Source organism: Williamsia phyllosphaerae (assembly GCF_014635305.1).
GTDB classification, from domain to species: domain Bacteria; phylum Actinomycetota; class Actinomycetes; order Mycobacteriales; family Mycobacteriaceae; genus Williamsia_A; species Williamsia_A phyllosphaerae.
Genome location: NZ_BMCS01000001.1, coordinates 1,276,592 through 1,293,380, shown reverse-complemented (window position 1 = coordinate 1,293,380; position 16,789 = coordinate 1,276,592). Strand labels below are relative to the sequence as shown.

Here is a 16,789-nt window from a genome sequence, read left to right as displayed (position 1 = left end):
GCGGCGTCACAGGATCAGACAGGTCGTGGTCGCATGGGCGACCAGCTGCCCTTCCTGGTTGTGCACCTTGCCCTCTGCTGTCGCGACGCGGCGCCCGACGTGGATCGTGGTGCCGGTCGCGACCAGGGTGACGTCGTCGGTGGCGACGGCCCGGATGTAGTTCACCTTCAGCTCCAGGGTCGTGTACCCGACACCCGCGGCCAGGTGGGTGTGCACGGCACACCCCATGACCGAGTCGAGCAGGGTCGCGCAGATCCCGCCGTGGACGGTGCCCAACGGATTCGAGAAATCGGGACGCGTGTCCAGCGACATCACCACGCGGCCCTCGTCGATCTCGTCGAATCGCATGCCCAGCAGACGTCCGATGGACGGCGGAGGGTCGTCCAGGCTGGTGGTGTGGCGCAGCAGTTCGAGTCCACTCAGAGTCGACAGATCCTGGTCGTTCATCGGCTTCTCCATTCACGGTGCCCGTCAGGCGCGGGGGCGGAATTCTGGTTGGGTGCCGGTCGCGGCGGCCTTACGGGCGATCGTCGAATTGCGTCCCGTCAGCAGCCGGAGCTGAGCCAGGCGCTCGACACCGAACGACCTCCGCGGACCCCGATGCCATGTTCGCTCGAACAGCCGCTTGGCCGAGGCGACCGCATCCGGTGATCGGGTGGCGATGGTCTCGACGAGGTCGTGCGCCGAGGCCATGGGGTCGTCGGCGACGCCGGTGAGCAGACCCAGCGACCGCGCCCTCTCGGCGTCGAACACCTCCCCGGTCATGGTCAGCAGCTTGGCGGTGTCGATCGAGGTCAGTTGGGCCAGGGACGCGGTGGCCGACATGTCCGGGATCAGACCGTATTTCGTCTCCAGCACGGAGAACTCGGCGTCGGGTGTGGCGAACCGGAAGTCGGCGCCGAGCGCGATCTGCAGCCCGCCGCCGAAGCACCGGCCGTGGATCACGGCGATCACCGGGACGGGCACCCGCCGCCACGCCCATGCGGCGGCCTGAAAGCGGTTGGTACCGCGGAACGGGTTCGGCAGGAAGGCGTTCCCGACGCGCACGCCCTGCTCGGCGACATCACCGAAGTCCAAGCCGGAACAGAACGACGGGCCGTCGCCGTGCACGATCACCGCCCTCAGCGATGGGTCACCGGCGGCACGTCCGGCGGCTGCGACCAACCCCGACAACATGCCGAGCGTCAGCCCGTTGTGCTTGTCCGGGCGATGGAGGCGGACGTACGCGACGCCCCCTTCGGTGCTGTACTCGATCTCCGCCACGGCTCCACTATGACAGAAACCATAGAGCTCGGGCAGTTCGGGCCGGACGTTGACTTTCCCGATAGGAAAGTGAAAGCTACTTTCCAACCAGGAAAGCGAGGTGACGTCATGGAAGATCTGACACCTGAGCAGGCCCGCGAGGCGCTCGACGTGGTGGGGCGAGCACGCGCGGACGTGGCCCTCGAGGTGGGGCTACCGCGGTGGTACTGGTGGGCGATGGCGGCGGGGTGGGTGGTGCTGGGCGTCATCGGCGCCGTCGGTCCCGTCTGGCTGACGACCGTGGCGACAATCGCCTTCGGCGCCGGTCACTCGGCCGTGGCGTCGCGCCTTCTCGACGGTCGACGACGGACCCGCGGGCTGCAAGTCTCGCGGGCGGTGGCCGACCGCCGGGTGCCGCTCGCCGTGATCCTCATGTTGCTCGTCCTGGTGGCTGTCACAGTGGGTGCGGCACTCGCCCTGGACGCCGACGGCGCCCGGCATTCGCAAGTGTGGGCGGCGGTGATCGTCGCGGCCGTCATCGGTTTCGGTGGCCCGGAGATACTGCAGACGCTTCGGCGGTGGATGCACGCGTGAGCGAGGCCCGTTTCGACGAACTCATCCACCCGAGCACCCGCCTGTCGCTGGTGGCGACGCTGGCCGCGACCGACTGGGCGGAGTTCGCGTACCTGAGAGACCTTCTCTCGCTGTCGGATTCAGCGTTGTCGAAGCAGCTGTCCACCCTGGAGGCCGCGGGCTATCTGGTGACCGAGCGCCTGAGTGCCGGGCGCCGACGCACCGTTCGCGCGCAGTTGACCGACACCGGCCGCGACGCGTTCGCGGGCCACGTGGCCGCATTGCAGGCGATCGTCGGTGGGGATGGTCCGGTCGGATGATTTTCTTCGAAAGACTAATGAACTGCGACCAACCGCCTTTATCTTGTCGACCATGACGAACTCGTGGCCCCAGATCCGTGGGCTGAGCTACAGCACCATCGGACGCACGCTGCGTGCGACCGTGCACGGGGAGGCCGGCGACAGCACCATCTGGTTCGGACCCCCAGACCGGTGGAGAGTCGTCGGCACCGACGGAACACCGCGTTACATCGAGAACGAGACGGACGAGTACCGGCTTCGCGAGGACGGCGTGGCCGTGCACACGTCGAAGTCACCCAATCGCATGGTGGCGACGTTCGGGCTCTCGCCCACCCTGCTGTTCAGAGCGCACACCCTGTGGCCGATGCCGGGGCCGATGGCGCACCCACAGGTGGGAGCACCGGGCGAGCCCCTCGAGGTGTCGATACGCGGCCGACGTGGGTGGCAGATCGAGTTCGCCGACCTACGGGGTGGCTCGCCGGTAACTGTTGTCATCGACGCCGAGACCGGGGTCACCCTGTCCTGGAGGCAGGACGACAGGTGGCTGGAGATGTCGGATCCGGTCCTCGACGAGGATTTCGACCCACAGCTGTTCGTGTGGGACGGTCCGACCGTCGAGACAGAGGAACAGCTCGAGTCGCCGGAACAACTGGCCCACGAACAGAAGATGCGAGAGGTCGCAGCGATGCCACCGACGCAATTCGGATGGCCGCCCACCGAGGTTCATGTGTCTGCGCTGGACGGGGATCCGCTGTCGGGGGCACTCGAATCGACCGCGACCGTCAGTTCGATCCAGGTCGGCGTGCGTCGGTGGCTGACCGAGGTCGGCGAGCCGGAGGTCAGTTTCATGTTGGACCACTGGCCGTCTCTGAGACGCAGGGTCATCGGGCCGTGGGCGGTCGAACTGCGCGCGTTCAGTGCGATCACCGACGAGGATTCCGATCGGATCCTCAGCTCGCTGATTCTCCCCGACCCGCCGGTCTCACCGGAGGCCGTTCGAGAGAGGGCCGCGTCGCGTGAAGCGGAGCTGCGAGAGGCCGCGGTGGTCGAACAACTCGGCACCGGGCGCAAACTCGACGACCACCTGGGCGGCGACGGCGGGGCCTCGCTGCTCATACGGACTGATTTCAGCGACGACGAACTATGGCGAACCGTGGTCGGCGAGGCGACAGCGCCCAATGACGACGGGTACGGGAATCAGTTCAGCGCCAACCTGCTCTGCATAGATGACCCGAACAACAGTGGGATGACCGTCGATCAGCTCCTCACACGGATGGGGGACGGCCCGCCGTTCTACGCGTTCATCGCCGACAGCAGAACTCTCACCGATCCCGAACACCCGATACTCGCGGTCGACAACGAGAGAGCCGAGTGGGGAGACGGACGCGGTCGGACGGTTCGGATCATCCCGCGGGAGATGTGGGGAATCGAGAACAACCTGTCGATATCCAACATGGACTTTCGCGAGTTTGCCGATTCCGCCGATGACGACGGCGTGTTCCGAGGCTTCCCACCGTCGCCACCGGTGGTGACCATCATGGAACGCGACGACCTCATCGCGCTGTCCGCCTCCAATCTCTCGACACCCGCACTCGTTCGCTTCGCCGAAGACCTGGCCGAACTCGAGCGCGCCCACGCAGTCATCCATGAGGTTTCGCGCAAGGGTCTACACGACGGCGTCGTCCAGTTGGAAGACTCGGAGAACGAGATCCGAGACGGTGTCGACGAGTACCTCGCTGCATCATCTCGCGATGGCATCTGTCACTGGGGCTTCGTTCAGATACTCGCCGGGCACTGGAGCCTGGTGATCGAACCGGCGTCTGGCCGGTTGGAGGCGGCGATGCTCCGAAAGTATTCGCCTCCGTCATCGGACTGAAAGCGTTCCGCGGGGGGTAGGACCGGCTACTCACGCCGGCGCCCTGCCGGCACCGGCGCACGACCGTTTTGACCCGGTCACGGTTGTCGCGCAGCATTGACACGACTGAGGAAGCACCGCCGGTCACCACACTGAGGTGGGAGAAACCAATGCGCAGGACCCTGTACGGACCCGACCACGCCGCGTTCGGCGAATCGGTCAGCGAGTTCATCGACCGATACGTGACCCCACGGCACGAGGCGATCATCGAACAGCGCTACATCGACCGTGAGATCTGGAAGCACGCCGGCGAGTCCGGCTTCCTCGGACTCGAGGTACCCGAGGAATACGGCGGCTCCGAGGCCGGCGACTACCGGTTCAACGCGATGTTCACCGAACTGCTGTCCGGGGTCAGCGCGGCGCTCCCCTCCGCGTTCGGCATCCACGTCGACATCGTCGCCCCGTACCTGGTGAACCTGACCACCGACGAGCAGCGCAAGCGGTGGCTGCCCGGGTTCTGCACCGGCGACATCGTGACCGCGATCGCGATGACCGAGCCCGCCGCCGGCTCCGACCTCGCCGGGATCAAGACCACCGCGAAGCAGGAGGGCACCGACTGGGTCATCAACGGGTCGAAGACCTTCATCACCAACGGCTTCAACGCCGAGCTCGTGGTCGCCGCGGTGAAGACCTCACCGGAGAAGAAGTCCAAGGGAATCACCATGTTCGCGATCGAGAAGGGCATGCCCGGATTCGAGCGCGGACGCAAGCTCGACAAGGTGGGCCAGCCCGAGTCCGACACCGCCGAGCTGTTCTTCACCGACGTGCGGGTCCCGGCCGAGAACGTCATCGGCGAGGTCGACCGCGGGTTCATCCACATGATGACATTCCTGCCGCAGGAGCGCCTGAACGCGGCGGTGTCGAACCTGGCCCACGCCAAGGCGTTGTTCGGCGAGACGCTGACCTACGTCGAAGAGCGGAAGGCGTTCGGGAAGTCCATCGGATCGTTCCAGTTCAACAAGTTCACGATCGCCGAGCTGGCAACCCAGATCGACGTGACCCAGGCGTTCATCGACGCCTGCATCACCGCGCACACCGAGGGCGAGCTCAGCGCGGCCGACGCGGCGAAGGCCAAGTGGTGGACCGCCGAGATCCAGAACAAGATCCTCGACGCCTGCCTGCAGTTGCACGGCGGCTACGGCTACATGAACGAGTACCGCATCGCGCAGGCGTGGAAAGACGCCCGGGTCACCCGCATCTGGGCCGGTTCCAACGAGATCATGAAGGAGATCATCGGCCGCGATCTCGGCTTCTGATCCTCCCCGTACTCTGACCAGACGAACGCACGTCGCACCACCAGAGGAGACCCCGATGCCCGTTCTCGACATGTTCCGTCTCGACGGCAAGGTGGTCATCGTGACCGGCGCGTCCTCCGGGCTGGGCGTGGCCTTCGCGCAGGCGGCGGCCGAGGCCGGGGCATCGGTGGTGTTGGCGGCGCGTCGGGTCGAGAAGCTGGGCGACACAGCGCAACTGGTCGAGGCAGCCGGCGGCCGCGCACTCAGCGTCGCCACCGACGTGGCCGATCCCGAGCAGGCCCAGGCGATGGTCGACGCGGCCATGGGCGAGTTCGGTCGGGTGGACGTGCTCATCAACAACGCAGGCATCGGCACCGCGGTCCCGGCGACGCGGGAGACCCCCGAGCAGTTCCGGTCGGTCATCGACGTCAACCTGAACGGCTCCTACTGGGCCGCACAGGCCGCCGCCCGGGTGATGGAGCCGGGCAGTTCGATCATCAACATCTCGAGTGTGCTGGGTCTGACGACCGCCGGCCTGCCGCAGGCCGCCTACGCGGCGAGCAAGGCAGGAATCATCGGACTGACCCGCGACCTCGCGCAGCAGTGGGGTAGTCGAAAAGGCATCCGGGTCAACGCGATCGCGCCCGGATTCTTCGAGTCCGAGATGACCGATCAGTACGACCACGGCTACCTCGACGCGCAGGCCGCACGCCGACTGTTGGGCAGGATGGGCGACCCGGCGGAACTCGCCGCGACCGCGGTCTGGCTCGCGTCGGCCGCAGGCGGATACGTCACCGGACAGACGATCGCGGTCGACGGCGGCGTCACCGTCACGTAGTCCGTTCCGGGCGGCCGATCTTTCATCTTCTCCTCATTCGTCCCGCGTATCATCGGCGGCCGAACGCCCCGTGGCCCGTCCGGCCGACAATCGAGAAGAGTTCAGGAACCTCATGGCTGCCAATGACCACAACCGTCGCCCGACGGTGACCGACCCCCGTGCCGACGAACGCCGTCGCAGCCTGCTGATCAAGGTCGGCGCGACCGTTGTCGTCGTGGTGGTCGCCGTGGCCGTCGGGGTGTGGCTGATCGTGACCAAGGACAACGGCAACAACACGACGGCCTCGATCGCGGGCCCGCCGCGGACGGCGGCAGCCGGTTCGCCCGACGCCTCCGGGACGACACCGACGGGGACGACGCCCTCGGTGGCCACCGACACCGGCGCGTACCGGGTCGGCAAGGTCGAGGCGCCGAAGGCCACACTGACGCTCATCGAGGACTTCCAGTGCCCGGCGTGCAAGCAATTCGAGTCGATCTTCGGTGACGCCATCAAGGAGATCCGCGGCAATTCGCAGGTGGCCGTCGATTACAAGCCCGTCGCCATCCTCGACCGGATGTCGTCGACCAAGTACTCCACGCGTGCGGCCAACGCATCGGCGTGTGTGGCCGAGGCGACCGCGGGCGGCGGTGACTGGTCGACCTGGCTGGGCTTCCACGACGAGCTGTACGCGCAGCAGCCCGAGGAGCAGTCCTCGGGACTCACCGACGAGCAGCTGACCGCCATGGCGACCGACGCCGGCGCACCCGCGTCGGTGTCCACGTGCGTCAACGACGGCCAGTACGCGGGCTGGGTGACCGAGCAGACCCAGAATGCGGCGCAGAACGGTCTACAGGGGACGCCGCAGGTGGAGCTCAACGGCAAGATCGTGCAGCTGAGCACGCCGCAGGCGCTGATAGACGCCGTCGACGCCGCGGTCGCGTGATGACGCTGACCGACGCCGACCACGGACCGGACCCGGCTGTCGACGACGACATCGAACAACCCGACTGGGCGCCGGGCCGGGTTACCGGTCTGATCATCCTCATCGCCGGGGCCATCGGACTGGTCGCCGCGGCGACACTGACCATCGAGAAGTTCAAACTCCTCGAGGACCCGAGCTACCGACCGAGCTGCAGCATCAACCCGGTGCTGTCGTGCGGCTCGGTGATGAGCACCGAGCAGGCGCAGTTCTTCGGATTCCCCAACCCGCTCATCGGCATCGCGGCGTTCGCGATCGTCGTGGTGACGGGTGTTCTGGTGGTCGCCCGGGTGGCACTGCCGGTCTGGTACTGGATCGGGCTCACCCTCGGCATGACCGCGGGCATGGTGTTCGTGTTCTACCTGATCACCGAGAGCATCTACCGCATCAACGCGTTGTGCCCGTACTGCATGGTGGTCTGGACCATCACCCCGATCCTGTTCGTCGTCGCCGCGCAGACGGCCGCTCGCCTGAGCAGCGTTCCGGCACTGTGGCGCGTCGTCGGATGGTTGTGGCCCGTCCTGGTCATCTACTACGTCGTGGTCATACTGCTGATCGCAGAACACTTCTGGTACTACTGGTCGACCCTGATCTGATCGGCGGTATGTGCGCGTGATGCGCCCCCGACGATGATTCAATGACCAGATGACCGGCAGCTCCAGTTCGTCCACGCCGGCCGAATGGAACAGGCCCCCCGGCTACAAGACGTCCCCACGTCGACGTCGGCGATGGCCCTGGATCGCGCTCGGCGCCGTGGTGGCGATCACCGTGGTCGGCCTGATCGCGCCGGACGACACGAAGCAGAGCAACGACCAGGCCGCGGCCGTCATCGGCAGTGCCCCGGTCACGCCGACGGAGTCGGCCACCGCCACCTCCGCACCCACCCCGTCGTCGGAGACACCCGCGCCGGCCCCGTCGACTGCCGGGCAGGTGGGGTCGGGGTCTGCGGCGCAGAGCTCCCTCACCCTGTTGAACACACTGGCGGTCAAAGGTCGTGCGCCGCGAACCGGCTACAGCCGAGCGCAATTCGGGCAGGCGTGGACCGACGACGTCAACGTCGCCGGTGGACACAACGGGTGCGACACCCGCAACGACGTCCTCCGACGGGATCTGACAAGCATCGTCGCGCGCGCCGGAACCCGTGGGTGTGTCGTGACGTCCGGGGTACTCGCCGATCCGTACACGGGAAACCGCATCGACTTCGTCCGCGGCGAGAAGACCTCGCAGGCGGTGCAGATCGACCACGTCGTGGCCCTCGACGATGCATGGCAGAAGGGCGCGCAGCAGCTGTCTGCCGACACGCGGCGTGACCTCGCGAACGATCCCCGCAACCTGCAGGCGACGGACGGACCGACGAACTCCCGCAAGGGATCCGGTGACGCGGCCACCTGGCTGCCGCCGAACCGGTCGTTCCGGTGTACCTATGTCGCCAGGCAGGTCACGGTCAAGGCCGCGTATCGGCTGTGGGTCACCCAGGCCGAGAAGGATGCGATCGCGCGCGTGCTCGGATCGTGCGGCGCGGCGAACGCGGCGCCGGTCGCCCCGGCGCAGCCCACCCGAACCCAGACCCGGACGCCGGTCCCACGGCCCGCGCCTCGCTACACCCCACCGCCCCCGGCTCCGGTCGCGCCCGTGGTCCCGGATGGCGGCAGTGTCTATTACGCGAACTGCACGGCTGCGAAGGCTGCCGGTGCGGCTCCGATTCAGGCCGGTCAGCCCGGTTACCGGCCTGCCCTGGACCGTGACGGGGACGGAACGGCCTGCGACAAGAGTTGACGTCAGCGCCGCTGACATCGTCCGCGTGCAGCGTCACCTCCGGCATGGTGCCGACACCGCCCCTCCAGACGGACAATCTCCGCGCGAATCGGACCGTCTGTGGCCCGTGCCAGGATGGAACGCGTGACATCCGCCGATACGACGCACGCTCTGTGGCGTCCCGGTATCGGTCTGTCGCTGTGGTTCACCGACGCAGATGGTTCGCCCACCGCGACTCCGGACGCCGCGACGCTGCCTGCACCGGTCGCCGAGGTGGTGTCGGGGCGGACCCTGCGTCGCACCATCAGCGTCACCGGGCCCGAACCGAGCACCGTGCGCCAGGTGGGGTCGCTGACGTTGGGGCCGGCCGCGGCCACCGCCCTGCTCGACGACCCGGGACTCCCCCGCACCGGCGAGCTCGGTTACTACACCTACCTCGCGGCGTCGGTCCGGCGCTTCGTCTCCGCCGGGGCGGTCACCCCGACCCTCGCGTGGACCACCGGCAGCTGGGTGACGCGATGGACCCCCCTGCCGAGTACGCATTGGCGGGCTTGGCTGTCCCACGCGATCTCGGCGGCGCCACCGGTCGTCGTCCAGAACGGTGGTGGCGAGGCGGTCCTCGACTTCTGCCGCGAGGTCACCGATCACGAGTGCCGACGCCGCTGTGATGGGTTGTCGGCCGGGGTCTTCCGGTCGTCGCTCGTGCGCTCACTGCTGCCCGGCGCCGACGACGAGGTACCGATGTCGTCGGACCGCGCGTCCTCGGCGTCGACAGCTTGGCAGGAGTGGGCCGACGGGGTCCGCGAGAACGAGAGCTCCCTCGTCCTACGGCTGCACGAGCCGGAACACGCCGACGACGAGGACCCGCACTCGGTTCCCGATGATCGCTGGCGGTTGCAGGTCTGCCGGCGCAGCGTCGACGGCCTCGATGTCCCGATCGATCTGCACCGACTCGACCCGCACGAGTTGGACGAGGTGACCACCGAGGTCGCCGCCGCGGTGCGGGCGTTCTCGGGGTTGTCCCGCGCCGGACACGATCGCGCCACCCTCGACTTCCTGCTCAACACCGATCTCGTGACCGACCTGCTCGACTCCGGGGCCGCCGACCTCGCGGGCGCCGGGATCGTCGTATTGCTGCCGCGAACGCTGGCCGAGGTGACGCCGACGCTGTCGCTGCGTGGACGGACAGGCGTCGGCGCGACAGTCGAGCGATCGGTCATGGTGGGTCTGTCCGAGATCCGGGACTTCCAGTGGCAGTTGGCGATCGGAGACGACGTCCTCGACGACGGCGACCTCGCCGCGTTGGCCGCGCAGAAGGGCAGCCTGGTCCGGGTCCGTGGTGTGTGGATCCGCGCGGAGGGGTCGGCGCTGAGTCGGGCCGCGGAGTTCATCACCACGCAGCGCGCGCTGGCCGCATCCGGCGACCCCGCCGACATGGGTGAGCTGTTCAACCTGGTGACGACCGGATCCGACCGGCTCGGGGTCCCGGTCACCTCGGTCTCGGGTCTGTCGTGGCTCGACGAGGTCGCCGCGGGCGGCACCCTCACCCCGGACCCGCTGAGTGCGCCGGCGTCGTTGGCCGCCGAACTGCGTCCCTATCAGCATCGCGGGATGGAATGGCTGGCCCACCTGGCCTCACTCGGCATCGGGGCGGTGCTCGCCGACGACATGGGTCTGGGCAAGACGGTTCAGGTGATCGCCCTGCTCTGCAGCGAGCGGGAGGTCGCGGCGGATTCCGACCCGGCCGGCCGGGGACCGACGCTGATCATCTGTCCGATGTCGGTGGTGGGCAACTGGGAACGCGAGATCGCCCGGTTCGCGCCGCATCTGCAGGTGCTCGTCCACCACGGTCCGGGCCGATCACGTCGCGGACCGTTCACCCCGGCCGCCCGTGCCGCCGACGTCACCATCACCACCTTCGCCATCGCCACCCGCGACACCGAGGCCCTGCAGAGCGTGTCCTGGCGGCACGTCGTCGTCGACGAGGCGCAGCACATCAAGAACGTGAACACGGCGCAGTCGCGCGCGGTACGGGGTATCGCTGCGCGACAACGGATCGCGCTCACCGGCACCCCGGTGGAGAATCGGCTCGAGGATCTGCGGGCGGTCGTCGACCTGGTCAACCCCGGACTGCTCGGCTCGCCGTCGGTGTTCAAGGCGCGTTTCGCCGAATCCATCGAGCGCGAAAGGGATCCGGATGCCGCTCGCCGCCTGAACGCGATCACCTCGCCGTTCATCCTGCGCCGTGTCAAGACGGATCCGACCATCATTGCCGACCTGCCCGAGAAGACCGAGCTGACCGTGCGCGCGAACCTGACCGTCGAGCAGGCGGCGCTGTATCGCGCCGTGACCGACGATCTGATGCAGGCGCTCGGGCGATCCGATTCCGACGGAACCCACGAAGGTCACCGCGTACGAACAGTTCTGGCCGCACTGACGCGACTGAAGCAGGTGTGCAATCACCCTGCGCATTTCCTCGGCGACGGATCAGCGCTGGTGCGTCGCAACGCGCACCGCTCCGGGAAGCTCGAACTGCTCGCCGACATCCTGGAGAACATCGTCGCCGACGGAGAGCGCGCCCTGATCTTCACCCAGTTCACCGCGTTCGGCGAGATGCTGGCGCCGTGGTTGTCGAAGGTGTGCGGTGAGGATGTGTCGTTCCTGCACGGCGGACTGTCGCGGACCGCGCGCGACCGGATGGTGTCGGAGTTCCAGGACGAGGCCGGGCCGCCCGTGCTCATGGCCTCGCTGAAGGCAGGCGGAACCGGGTTGAACCTGACCGCCGCGAATCATGTGGTGCACCTCGATCGCTGGTGGAATCCTGCCGTCGAGGCACAGGCCACCGACCGCGCGTACCGGATCGGTCAGACCAAGCGGGTCGAGGTCCGCACGTTCGTGTGCGTCGGGACGATCGAGGAGCGCATCGACGCGATGATCACCGACAAACGGGCACTGTCGGATCTGACCGTCACCGCGGGCGAGAGCTGGTTGGCCGACATCGCGAACGACGATCTGTACGACCTGATGCGGCTGCGCGACGAGGCGGTGGGCGACTGATGGCACGCAAGAAGGAGGCGCCAACCCGGGGATACGGCCTCACCGCATGGTCACGCGCCGTCCTCGCGGTCGTCGACCGACCGGAGGACACCCGTCGGGTCGGCAAGGCTCGCAGCTACTTCCGCGAACGCAAGATCCTCGACGTCCGTCTGCGCCCCGGCCAGGTGAGCGCGCTGGTACAGGGCAGCCAGGTCGAACCGTTCGAGACCTCTCTGACGATGCGGACCGTCGAGGCCGACACCGTCGTTGCCCTGCTGCGGGAGAAGGGCGCCACCGACGACCTGCTCGCCGTGGCCCGCGGTGAGCAACCGCGCATTCTCGGTTCGGTGGTCCTGCCCACCGAACCGGCCGACGTCCGCGGTGACTGCAACTGCCCCGACGACGAACCCCGATGCATCCATGTGTTGGCGCTGGCCTACGAGATGGCCGCACAGATCGACAAGACACCCTCGGTGGCACTGACGATGATGGGTGCCGAGGTTGCGACGCTGCTGGCGCACCTGCGTGACGACGGTCCGGACGACACCGCTCGCCCCGTGCCGCCCCGCGCCCCGGAACCAGTCGACTTCTTCGGCGCCCGCCTCACACTGCCGCCCCTGCCCAGCCCCCCATCGGTGGACGTCTTCGCCGACCTCGACGTGGCGGGCTTGAATCGGGCGCTGCGGATGTCGGGCGTGGGGCCCCTGGACGTCGGCGAGGTGACCGATGAGCTGGCCGAGCTCTACGCCCAGCTGACCCGCACCGATCGCGCGAACTGACGGTGACCCAGCCGCCCGCTCGGCGTCCGCAGCCGCCCACTCGGCGTCCGTAACCGCCCAGTCGACGTCCGCAGCCGCCCAGTCGACGGGTCAGGCGAGGAGTCGCGCCACCTCGGACGCGGCCCGTCCACCCGACACCAGCGCACCCTGGATCGACGGTGTGTCGCGGTGATCGCCGGCCAGAACGATCCGCTCCCCCACCCGGAGAGAGCGTTGCAGCGGCGTTCCCGGAACCTGTTCGGGCAGTGCGTCGTAGATGTCGTGCCGGATCAGCAGATCCCAGCCCGCGGCCGACGCGCCCCAGATCCGGGACACCTCTGCGCGCACCTGGGTCTCGGGTGCGGGTCCGTCCTCGTCGAGCAGTGTCGTGGCCTGGACCAGCACCCGACCGGGCGGTGCGTACTCCGGCGCGAAGGCGCTGAGCTGGGCGGTGTTGACGACCGGCCCACCTGATCCCGACACCCGCAGGAACTGGTCGGGCGCCAACCCGTCGGCGGCGAACCACCACGTCGACAGTCCCCGCATGCGGGCGGTGGCCTGACCGGTCAACGCGCCCGCGACCGGGGCCTCGGACGCGACGACGACGGCGCGTGCGCGCAGCGTCTCCCCACCGGAGATACGCACCGACGGCGTGAAGCCGTCGATCACCTCGTCGACCACGGTCTCGTAGCTGATGTCATCGCGCAGCGGCGCGGCCAGCTGTCGGGGCAATGCCTGCATCCCGGCGGCCGGTACGCCCGGCGTCGCCCGGAGGAAACTCCGGAGGACCAGTCGCACATAGCGATCCGATGTCGACCCGACACCGTCGGCGAGAACGCCGGACAGGAACGGCGCCAACACCGCGTCCCGGATCGGACCCTGCACTCCGAGTCGATCCCAGTCGTCGCCGAGCCCGGCGTCCGGGGCCGTTCCGAGCCGGCGGACCGAACCCACCGCGGGCAGCGCCCAGCGGATGGCGCCGGCCACCGCTCGCGGCCGCAACAGCCCCACGGCACGGGCCGAGCGGATCGTGGTCGGCAGCAGTCGGGGATGACGGGTCGGGTCGGCAAGGGTGGCCACCCGCCCGGCGGCGTCGACGGTCCGCACGCCGCGACCGCTGGTCCGCAGGTTGAGCGCCGCGACGTCGACGTGTCGCTGCACCGCCGGGTAGGACGGGTTGAGCAGCTGGAACCCGCGGTCGCAGCGGAACCCGTCGATGATGTCGGTGCGGATCCGCCCGCCGGGCGACGCCTCACGTTCGAGTATCCGGACGGTGAGTCCACGAGCCCGGACGGCGGTCGCGGCACGCAACCCGGCCAGCCCGGCTCCCACCACGATCACGTCGACATCTGCGTCAGTCACACCCCATCGGTACCACAGCGACGACTCCGGCCGTTCCCACCCGATCCGCGGGGGCCGCGTGATCTGTGCACTGCAGCCGAGTGCTGCACGCAGACAGCATCTTCCGAATCGACGACTTACCGAAAAATTTCGATCAGACCACTGGCACTCCGCCACCGAGAGTGCTAAAAATGTCATCGCACAGTGATTGATCGCCCGTCGAGGTGACGGGCGGAGGACATGATCAGGAGGTGGGTTGCTGTGCTTCGATTCGATCCCTTCGGTGATGTCGACACGTTGGCCCGAGGACTGCTGGGTGCCCAGCAGACAGGGTCGACGCGAACTCCACGGTTCATGCCGATGGACCTGTACAAACTCGACGACCACTACGTACTGACCGCCGATCTCCCGGGCGTGGACCCCGGTTCGGTCGATCTCAATGTCGACAACGGCGTCCTGACGGTCTCGGCGCAGCGCACCGCGCACTCCGACGAGGGCGTTCAGTGGTTGACCAGCGAACGTTTCTACGGCACGTATCGCCGTCAGCTGACCCTCGGCGACGGTATCGATGCCGCCGGGATCAGCGCCCGATACGACAACGGCGTACTCAGCGTGACGATCCCGGTCGCGGAGAAAGCCAAGCCCAGACGCATCGCGATCGAACACTCCGACTCGCAACAGTCGATCGAGGCGACGACCGGCTGAGTGGTAGTTCTGTCCGCTGACCACGGGACCGATCGGACGCGTCCGACCGGTCCCGTCCGTCTCGTCTGTTCGTCGCGATCATTCGACCGCGTACCGCACGGCCACGATCGACGATCTCGAGGAGGAACGATGAATCCCCTGGACAATCCGCTGCGCGTGTGTGATGACGCCGACCGTCTCGAACAGCTCACCGAACTCGGGGCCGATCCCGCCGGTCTCGAGGAATACCCCCATACAGACCACGCCACACCGGCTCTCGACGCCCACATCTGACACGCGCCGTGACGATGCCTACGGCTGCACCCGGGTCGCGGCGCGCTGGTGTTCGAGGACCGCGAGCAGTTCCTCGTACGGGCCAACCACGTAGGCGTCGTCGCCGGCCGCGAACGCGGTGCCGCGCCGCGGCGGGTACTCGACCTCACCCGTCGCGGCACGGCGCAGTCCGATGACCCGGGTGTTGGCCGACAATTCCTGCATCTGCACTCCGACGAGTCCACCGTCCACGTCGATCCCGAGACGACCCACCATGAATGACTGGGATTGCACCGAGAAAGTCCCCAGCACAACGAGACCGAGGGCGGCGCCGATGAACCAGGGTGCCGCGAGTTCCGCGGTCGAACGGACGTGACGGAATCCGAATCGTTCGGCGACGGCGTCGCCCATCGACCGATCGAAGATGCGCAGGACCACCGGTACGCCCACTCGCTCGGCGTTGTCGAACCACCGCTCCCCCAGGATTGCGCGCACCGCGATTCCGGTCTCGACGTTGACCATGTCGTCACTGGTGAGCACCGCGACCGCGGACGCACGATGGACGCGGGCGTCGCTGAGCGTCTCCGCCACGGTCGCGTCACCGACCACGACGGGGATGCCGAGAGTGGCTGCTGCGGACATGAACCGATTCGACTGAGACCGTTCGACGATGACGACGTCGCGGCCACGCGCCTGTAGTTCGCGCGCGACCCGGATGCCGAACGCGCCGAGCCCGATCACCACGACGTGTCCGTCCATGAACCGCGCCCTGCGTCGACCGGCGGCCTCGGCAATCCGTCGCGAGATGAGCAACTCGGCCAGGAACGCCATGATCATCGCAGTCGTGGTCAGACCGGCGAACATGAGGATGATCGACCAGATCCGTAGCAGGGGCGGCTGATCGGCGAAGTTGAAGTCGCCGTAGCCGACCGTGGCGACGGTCTCGGTGCTGAAGTAGATCGCATCGAGAACACTCATGCCCGGCTTCTGGTAGCCCAGCCGTAACACCGTCGTCGACAGCACCAGCAGCGTGAACAGGACGCCGAGCATTCGGAAGAAGTTCGGGTTGGCGTCCCGGACGAATCCCCGCACTCCCGCTCGGGCCCGCAGCAGTACCCCGGGCCTGCTCGTGGGGATCGTCTGGTTCTCGTCAGCGGCGACCGCGATTCCCCGCGTCTCGAATTGCGCTGTCGTCCCGAGCATCGTGGCGACATCACCGAGTCGCACGCGGTGGTCGCGGCCGGGGCAGGTGACGACCCGCGCGCCATTCGGGCCCGACGATCCGGCGGCGACAGCCAACGGGGCGAGGTCGCCGAACGCCTCACGAAGGGTGCCTCCGACGGTCACCGGGATCGCCGCCGCGACGAAGTCGATACCGGCGACATCGACGTGATGGGTGCTGATTCCCAGGCAGGCCTCCACTACCGACGGGGCAGCGAGATCGGCGACGTCGAGGACCACGCCCGGTCCGCCCCCGTCATTCAGGGCGCCACCCACGGTCGAGTTGTCCAGGTGTGTGACCACGCGGATGTCGGGCCGCAACCTCGTTGCGATGAGAGCGGATTCGAGGTTCCACAGTTCGTTCTCCTCGACGCACACCACCGCGGCCGCGGCCTCGATGCCGGCCTCGGCCAAGGCGTCGCCGATGCTCACGAACGCGGTGTGAACCGGTATTCGCCACCGCGCGACGGCCGCGTCCAACGCCGGGTCGACCTGACGCACCACCAGCGACACCGACTCACCGGACGCGAGGAACTGGTCGACGATCCGTGCCGCGAGCCCGACGAAGCCGCAGACGATGACATGCCCGGATCGGCACATTCCGGCCGCTCCGGTCGGATCCTCGAGCATCACGCACCTCCACCCGCCACTGTTGTGCAGT

16 protein-coding genes are annotated in these 16,789 nt (G+C 68.0%); 12 read left to right on the top strand and 4 right to left on the bottom strand.

The window, feature by feature from the left end; all coding sequences use genetic code 11:
* Positions 1 to 6: 6 nt before the first annotated feature.
* A complete protein-coding gene (locus IEV93_RS05995; protein ID WP_188487852.1) occupies positions 7 to 447 on the bottom strand; it encodes a PaaI family thioesterase in 441 nt (146 codons plus the stop codon).
* A gap of 24 nt (positions 448 to 471) precedes the next feature.
* A complete protein-coding gene (locus IEV93_RS05990) occupies positions 472 to 1,254 on the bottom strand; it encodes a crotonase/enoyl-CoA hydratase family protein (protein ID WP_371873831.1) in 783 nt (260 codons plus the stop codon).
* A 117-nt stretch (positions 1,255 to 1,371) separates the two neighbouring features.
* Between IEV93_RS05990 and IEV93_RS05985 the strand changes: the two genes are divergently transcribed.
* From IEV93_RS05985 to IEV93_RS05940, 10 genes are all read left to right on the top strand, one after another.
* Complete coding sequence (locus IEV93_RS05985; RefSeq protein WP_188487847.1) at positions 1,372 to 1,836, top strand: hypothetical protein; 465 nt, start codon at positions 1,372 to 1,374, stop codon at positions 1,834 to 1,836.
* Complete coding sequence (locus IEV93_RS05980; protein ID WP_188487846.1) at positions 1,833 to 2,135, top strand: transcriptional regulator; 303 nt, start codon at positions 1,833 to 1,835, stop codon at positions 2,133 to 2,135. Before IEV93_RS05985 ends, IEV93_RS05980 begins: the two co-directional genes overlap by 4 nt.
* 52 nt (positions 2,136 to 2,187) lie before the next feature.
* On the top strand, positions 2,188 to 3,990 hold the full coding sequence (locus IEV93_RS05975; protein ID WP_188487844.1) for a DUF6924 domain-containing protein: 1,803 nt from the start codon (positions 2,188 to 2,190) through the stop codon (positions 3,988 to 3,990).
* A 149-nt stretch (positions 3,991 to 4,139) separates the two neighbouring features.
* Positions 4,140 to 5,285, top strand: a complete 1,146-nt coding sequence (locus tag IEV93_RS05970; protein WP_188487843.1) for an acyl-CoA dehydrogenase family protein — start codon at positions 4,140 to 4,142, stop codon at positions 5,283 to 5,285.
* Positions 5,286 to 5,340: 55 nt separating this feature from the next.
* Positions 5,341 to 6,102, top strand: coding sequence for an SDR family NAD(P)-dependent oxidoreductase (locus IEV93_RS05965; RefSeq protein ID WP_188487841.1), 762 nt, complete (start codon positions 5,341 to 5,343; stop codon positions 6,100 to 6,102).
* Positions 6,103 to 6,214: 112 nt separating this feature from the next.
* Positions 6,215 to 7,024, top strand: a complete 810-nt coding sequence (locus tag IEV93_RS05960; protein ID WP_188487838.1) for a DsbA family protein — start codon at positions 6,215 to 6,217, stop codon at positions 7,022 to 7,024.
* Positions 7,024 to 7,656 (top strand): vitamin K epoxide reductase family protein, encoded by a 633-nt coding sequence (locus tag IEV93_RS05955; RefSeq protein WP_188487836.1) that lies wholly within the window; start codon positions 7,024 to 7,026, stop codon positions 7,654 to 7,656. Before IEV93_RS05960 ends, IEV93_RS05955 begins: the two co-directional genes overlap by 1 nt.
* 49 nt (positions 7,657 to 7,705) lie before the next feature.
* Entirely contained in the window at positions 7,706 to 8,836 is a 1,131-nt protein-coding gene (locus IEV93_RS05950) for a GmrSD restriction endonuclease domain-containing protein (RefSeq protein ID WP_188487833.1), read from the top strand.
* 114 nt (positions 8,837 to 8,950) lie between these two features.
* Positions 8,951 to 11,872, top strand: coding sequence for a DEAD/DEAH box helicase (locus tag IEV93_RS05945; RefSeq protein ID WP_188487831.1), 2,922 nt, complete (start codon positions 8,951 to 8,953; stop codon positions 11,870 to 11,872).
* Complete coding sequence (locus IEV93_RS05940; RefSeq protein WP_188487829.1) at positions 11,872 to 12,630, top strand: SWIM zinc finger family protein; 759 nt, start codon at positions 11,872 to 11,874, stop codon at positions 12,628 to 12,630. Before IEV93_RS05945 ends, IEV93_RS05940 begins: the two co-directional genes overlap by 1 nt.
* A gap of 90 nt (positions 12,631 to 12,720) precedes the next feature.
* On the opposite strand, the gene IEV93_RS05935 is transcribed toward IEV93_RS05940, so the two are convergent.
* Entirely contained in the window at positions 12,721 to 13,971 is a 1,251-nt protein-coding gene (locus IEV93_RS05935; RefSeq protein ID WP_229704911.1) for an FAD-dependent oxidoreductase, read from the bottom strand.
* 240 nt (positions 13,972 to 14,211) lie between these two features.
* Here IEV93_RS05935 and IEV93_RS05930 point away from each other — a divergent pair, with 240 nt between their 5' ends.
* Both IEV93_RS05930 and IEV93_RS05925 read left to right on the top strand, forming a co-directional pair.
* Entirely contained in the window at positions 14,212 to 14,655 is a 444-nt protein-coding gene (locus IEV93_RS05930; RefSeq protein WP_188487825.1) for an Hsp20/alpha crystallin family protein, read from the top strand.
* 129 nt (positions 14,656 to 14,784) lie between these two features.
* Positions 14,785 to 14,928 (top strand): hypothetical protein, encoded by a 144-nt coding sequence (locus IEV93_RS05925; RefSeq protein ID WP_188487823.1) that lies wholly within the window; start codon positions 14,785 to 14,787, stop codon positions 14,926 to 14,928.
* Positions 14,929 to 14,946: 18 nt separating this feature from the next.
* On the opposite strand, the gene IEV93_RS05920 is transcribed toward IEV93_RS05925, so the two are convergent.
* On the bottom strand, positions 14,947 to 16,758 hold the full coding sequence (locus IEV93_RS05920; RefSeq protein ID WP_229704910.1) for a potassium channel family protein: 1,812 nt from the start codon (positions 16,756 to 16,758) through the stop codon (positions 14,947 to 14,949).
* Positions 16,759 to 16,789: the final 31 nt, after the last annotated feature.

What these genes read in the sequence shown, in the direction of transcription:
- IEV93_RS05995 (WP_188487852.1), bottom strand. Translation starts at nt 447, where the DNA reads ATGAACGACCAGGATCTGTCGACTCTGAGTGGACTCGAACTGCTGCGC.
- IEV93_RS05950 (WP_188487833.1), top strand. Translation starts at nt 7,706, where the DNA reads ATGACCGGCAGCTCCAGTTCGTCCACGCCGGCCGAATGGAACAGGCCC.
- IEV93_RS05985 (WP_188487847.1), top strand. Translation starts at nt 1,372, where the DNA reads ATGGAAGATCTGACACCTGAGCAGGCCCGCGAGGCGCTCGACGTGGTG.
- IEV93_RS05975 (WP_188487844.1), top strand. Translation starts at nt 2,188, where the DNA reads ATGACGAACTCGTGGCCCCAGATCCGTGGGCTGAGCTACAGCACCATC.
- IEV93_RS05965 (WP_188487841.1), top strand. Translation starts at nt 5,341, where the DNA reads ATGCCCGTTCTCGACATGTTCCGTCTCGACGGCAAGGTGGTCATCGTG.
- IEV93_RS05945 (WP_188487831.1), top strand. Translation starts at nt 8,951, where the DNA reads ATGGAACGCGTGACATCCGCCGATACGACGCACGCTCTGTGGCGTCCC.
- IEV93_RS05940 (WP_188487829.1), top strand. Translation starts at nt 11,872, where the DNA reads ATGGCACGCAAGAAGGAGGCGCCAACCCGGGGATACGGCCTCACCGCA.
- IEV93_RS05960 (WP_188487838.1), top strand. Translation starts at nt 6,215, where the DNA reads ATGGCTGCCAATGACCACAACCGTCGCCCGACGGTGACCGACCCCCGT.
- IEV93_RS05970 (WP_188487843.1), top strand. Translation starts at nt 4,140, where the DNA reads ATGCGCAGGACCCTGTACGGACCCGACCACGCCGCGTTCGGCGAATCG.
- IEV93_RS05925 (WP_188487823.1), top strand. Translation starts at nt 14,785, where the DNA reads ATGAATCCCCTGGACAATCCGCTGCGCGTGTGTGATGACGCCGACCGT.
- IEV93_RS05920 (WP_229704910.1), bottom strand. Translation starts at nt 16,758, where the DNA reads ATGCTCGAGGATCCGACCGGAGCGGCCGGAATGTGCCGATCCGGGCAT.
- IEV93_RS05955 (WP_188487836.1), top strand. Translation starts at nt 7,024, where the DNA reads ATGACGCTGACCGACGCCGACCACGGACCGGACCCGGCTGTCGACGAC.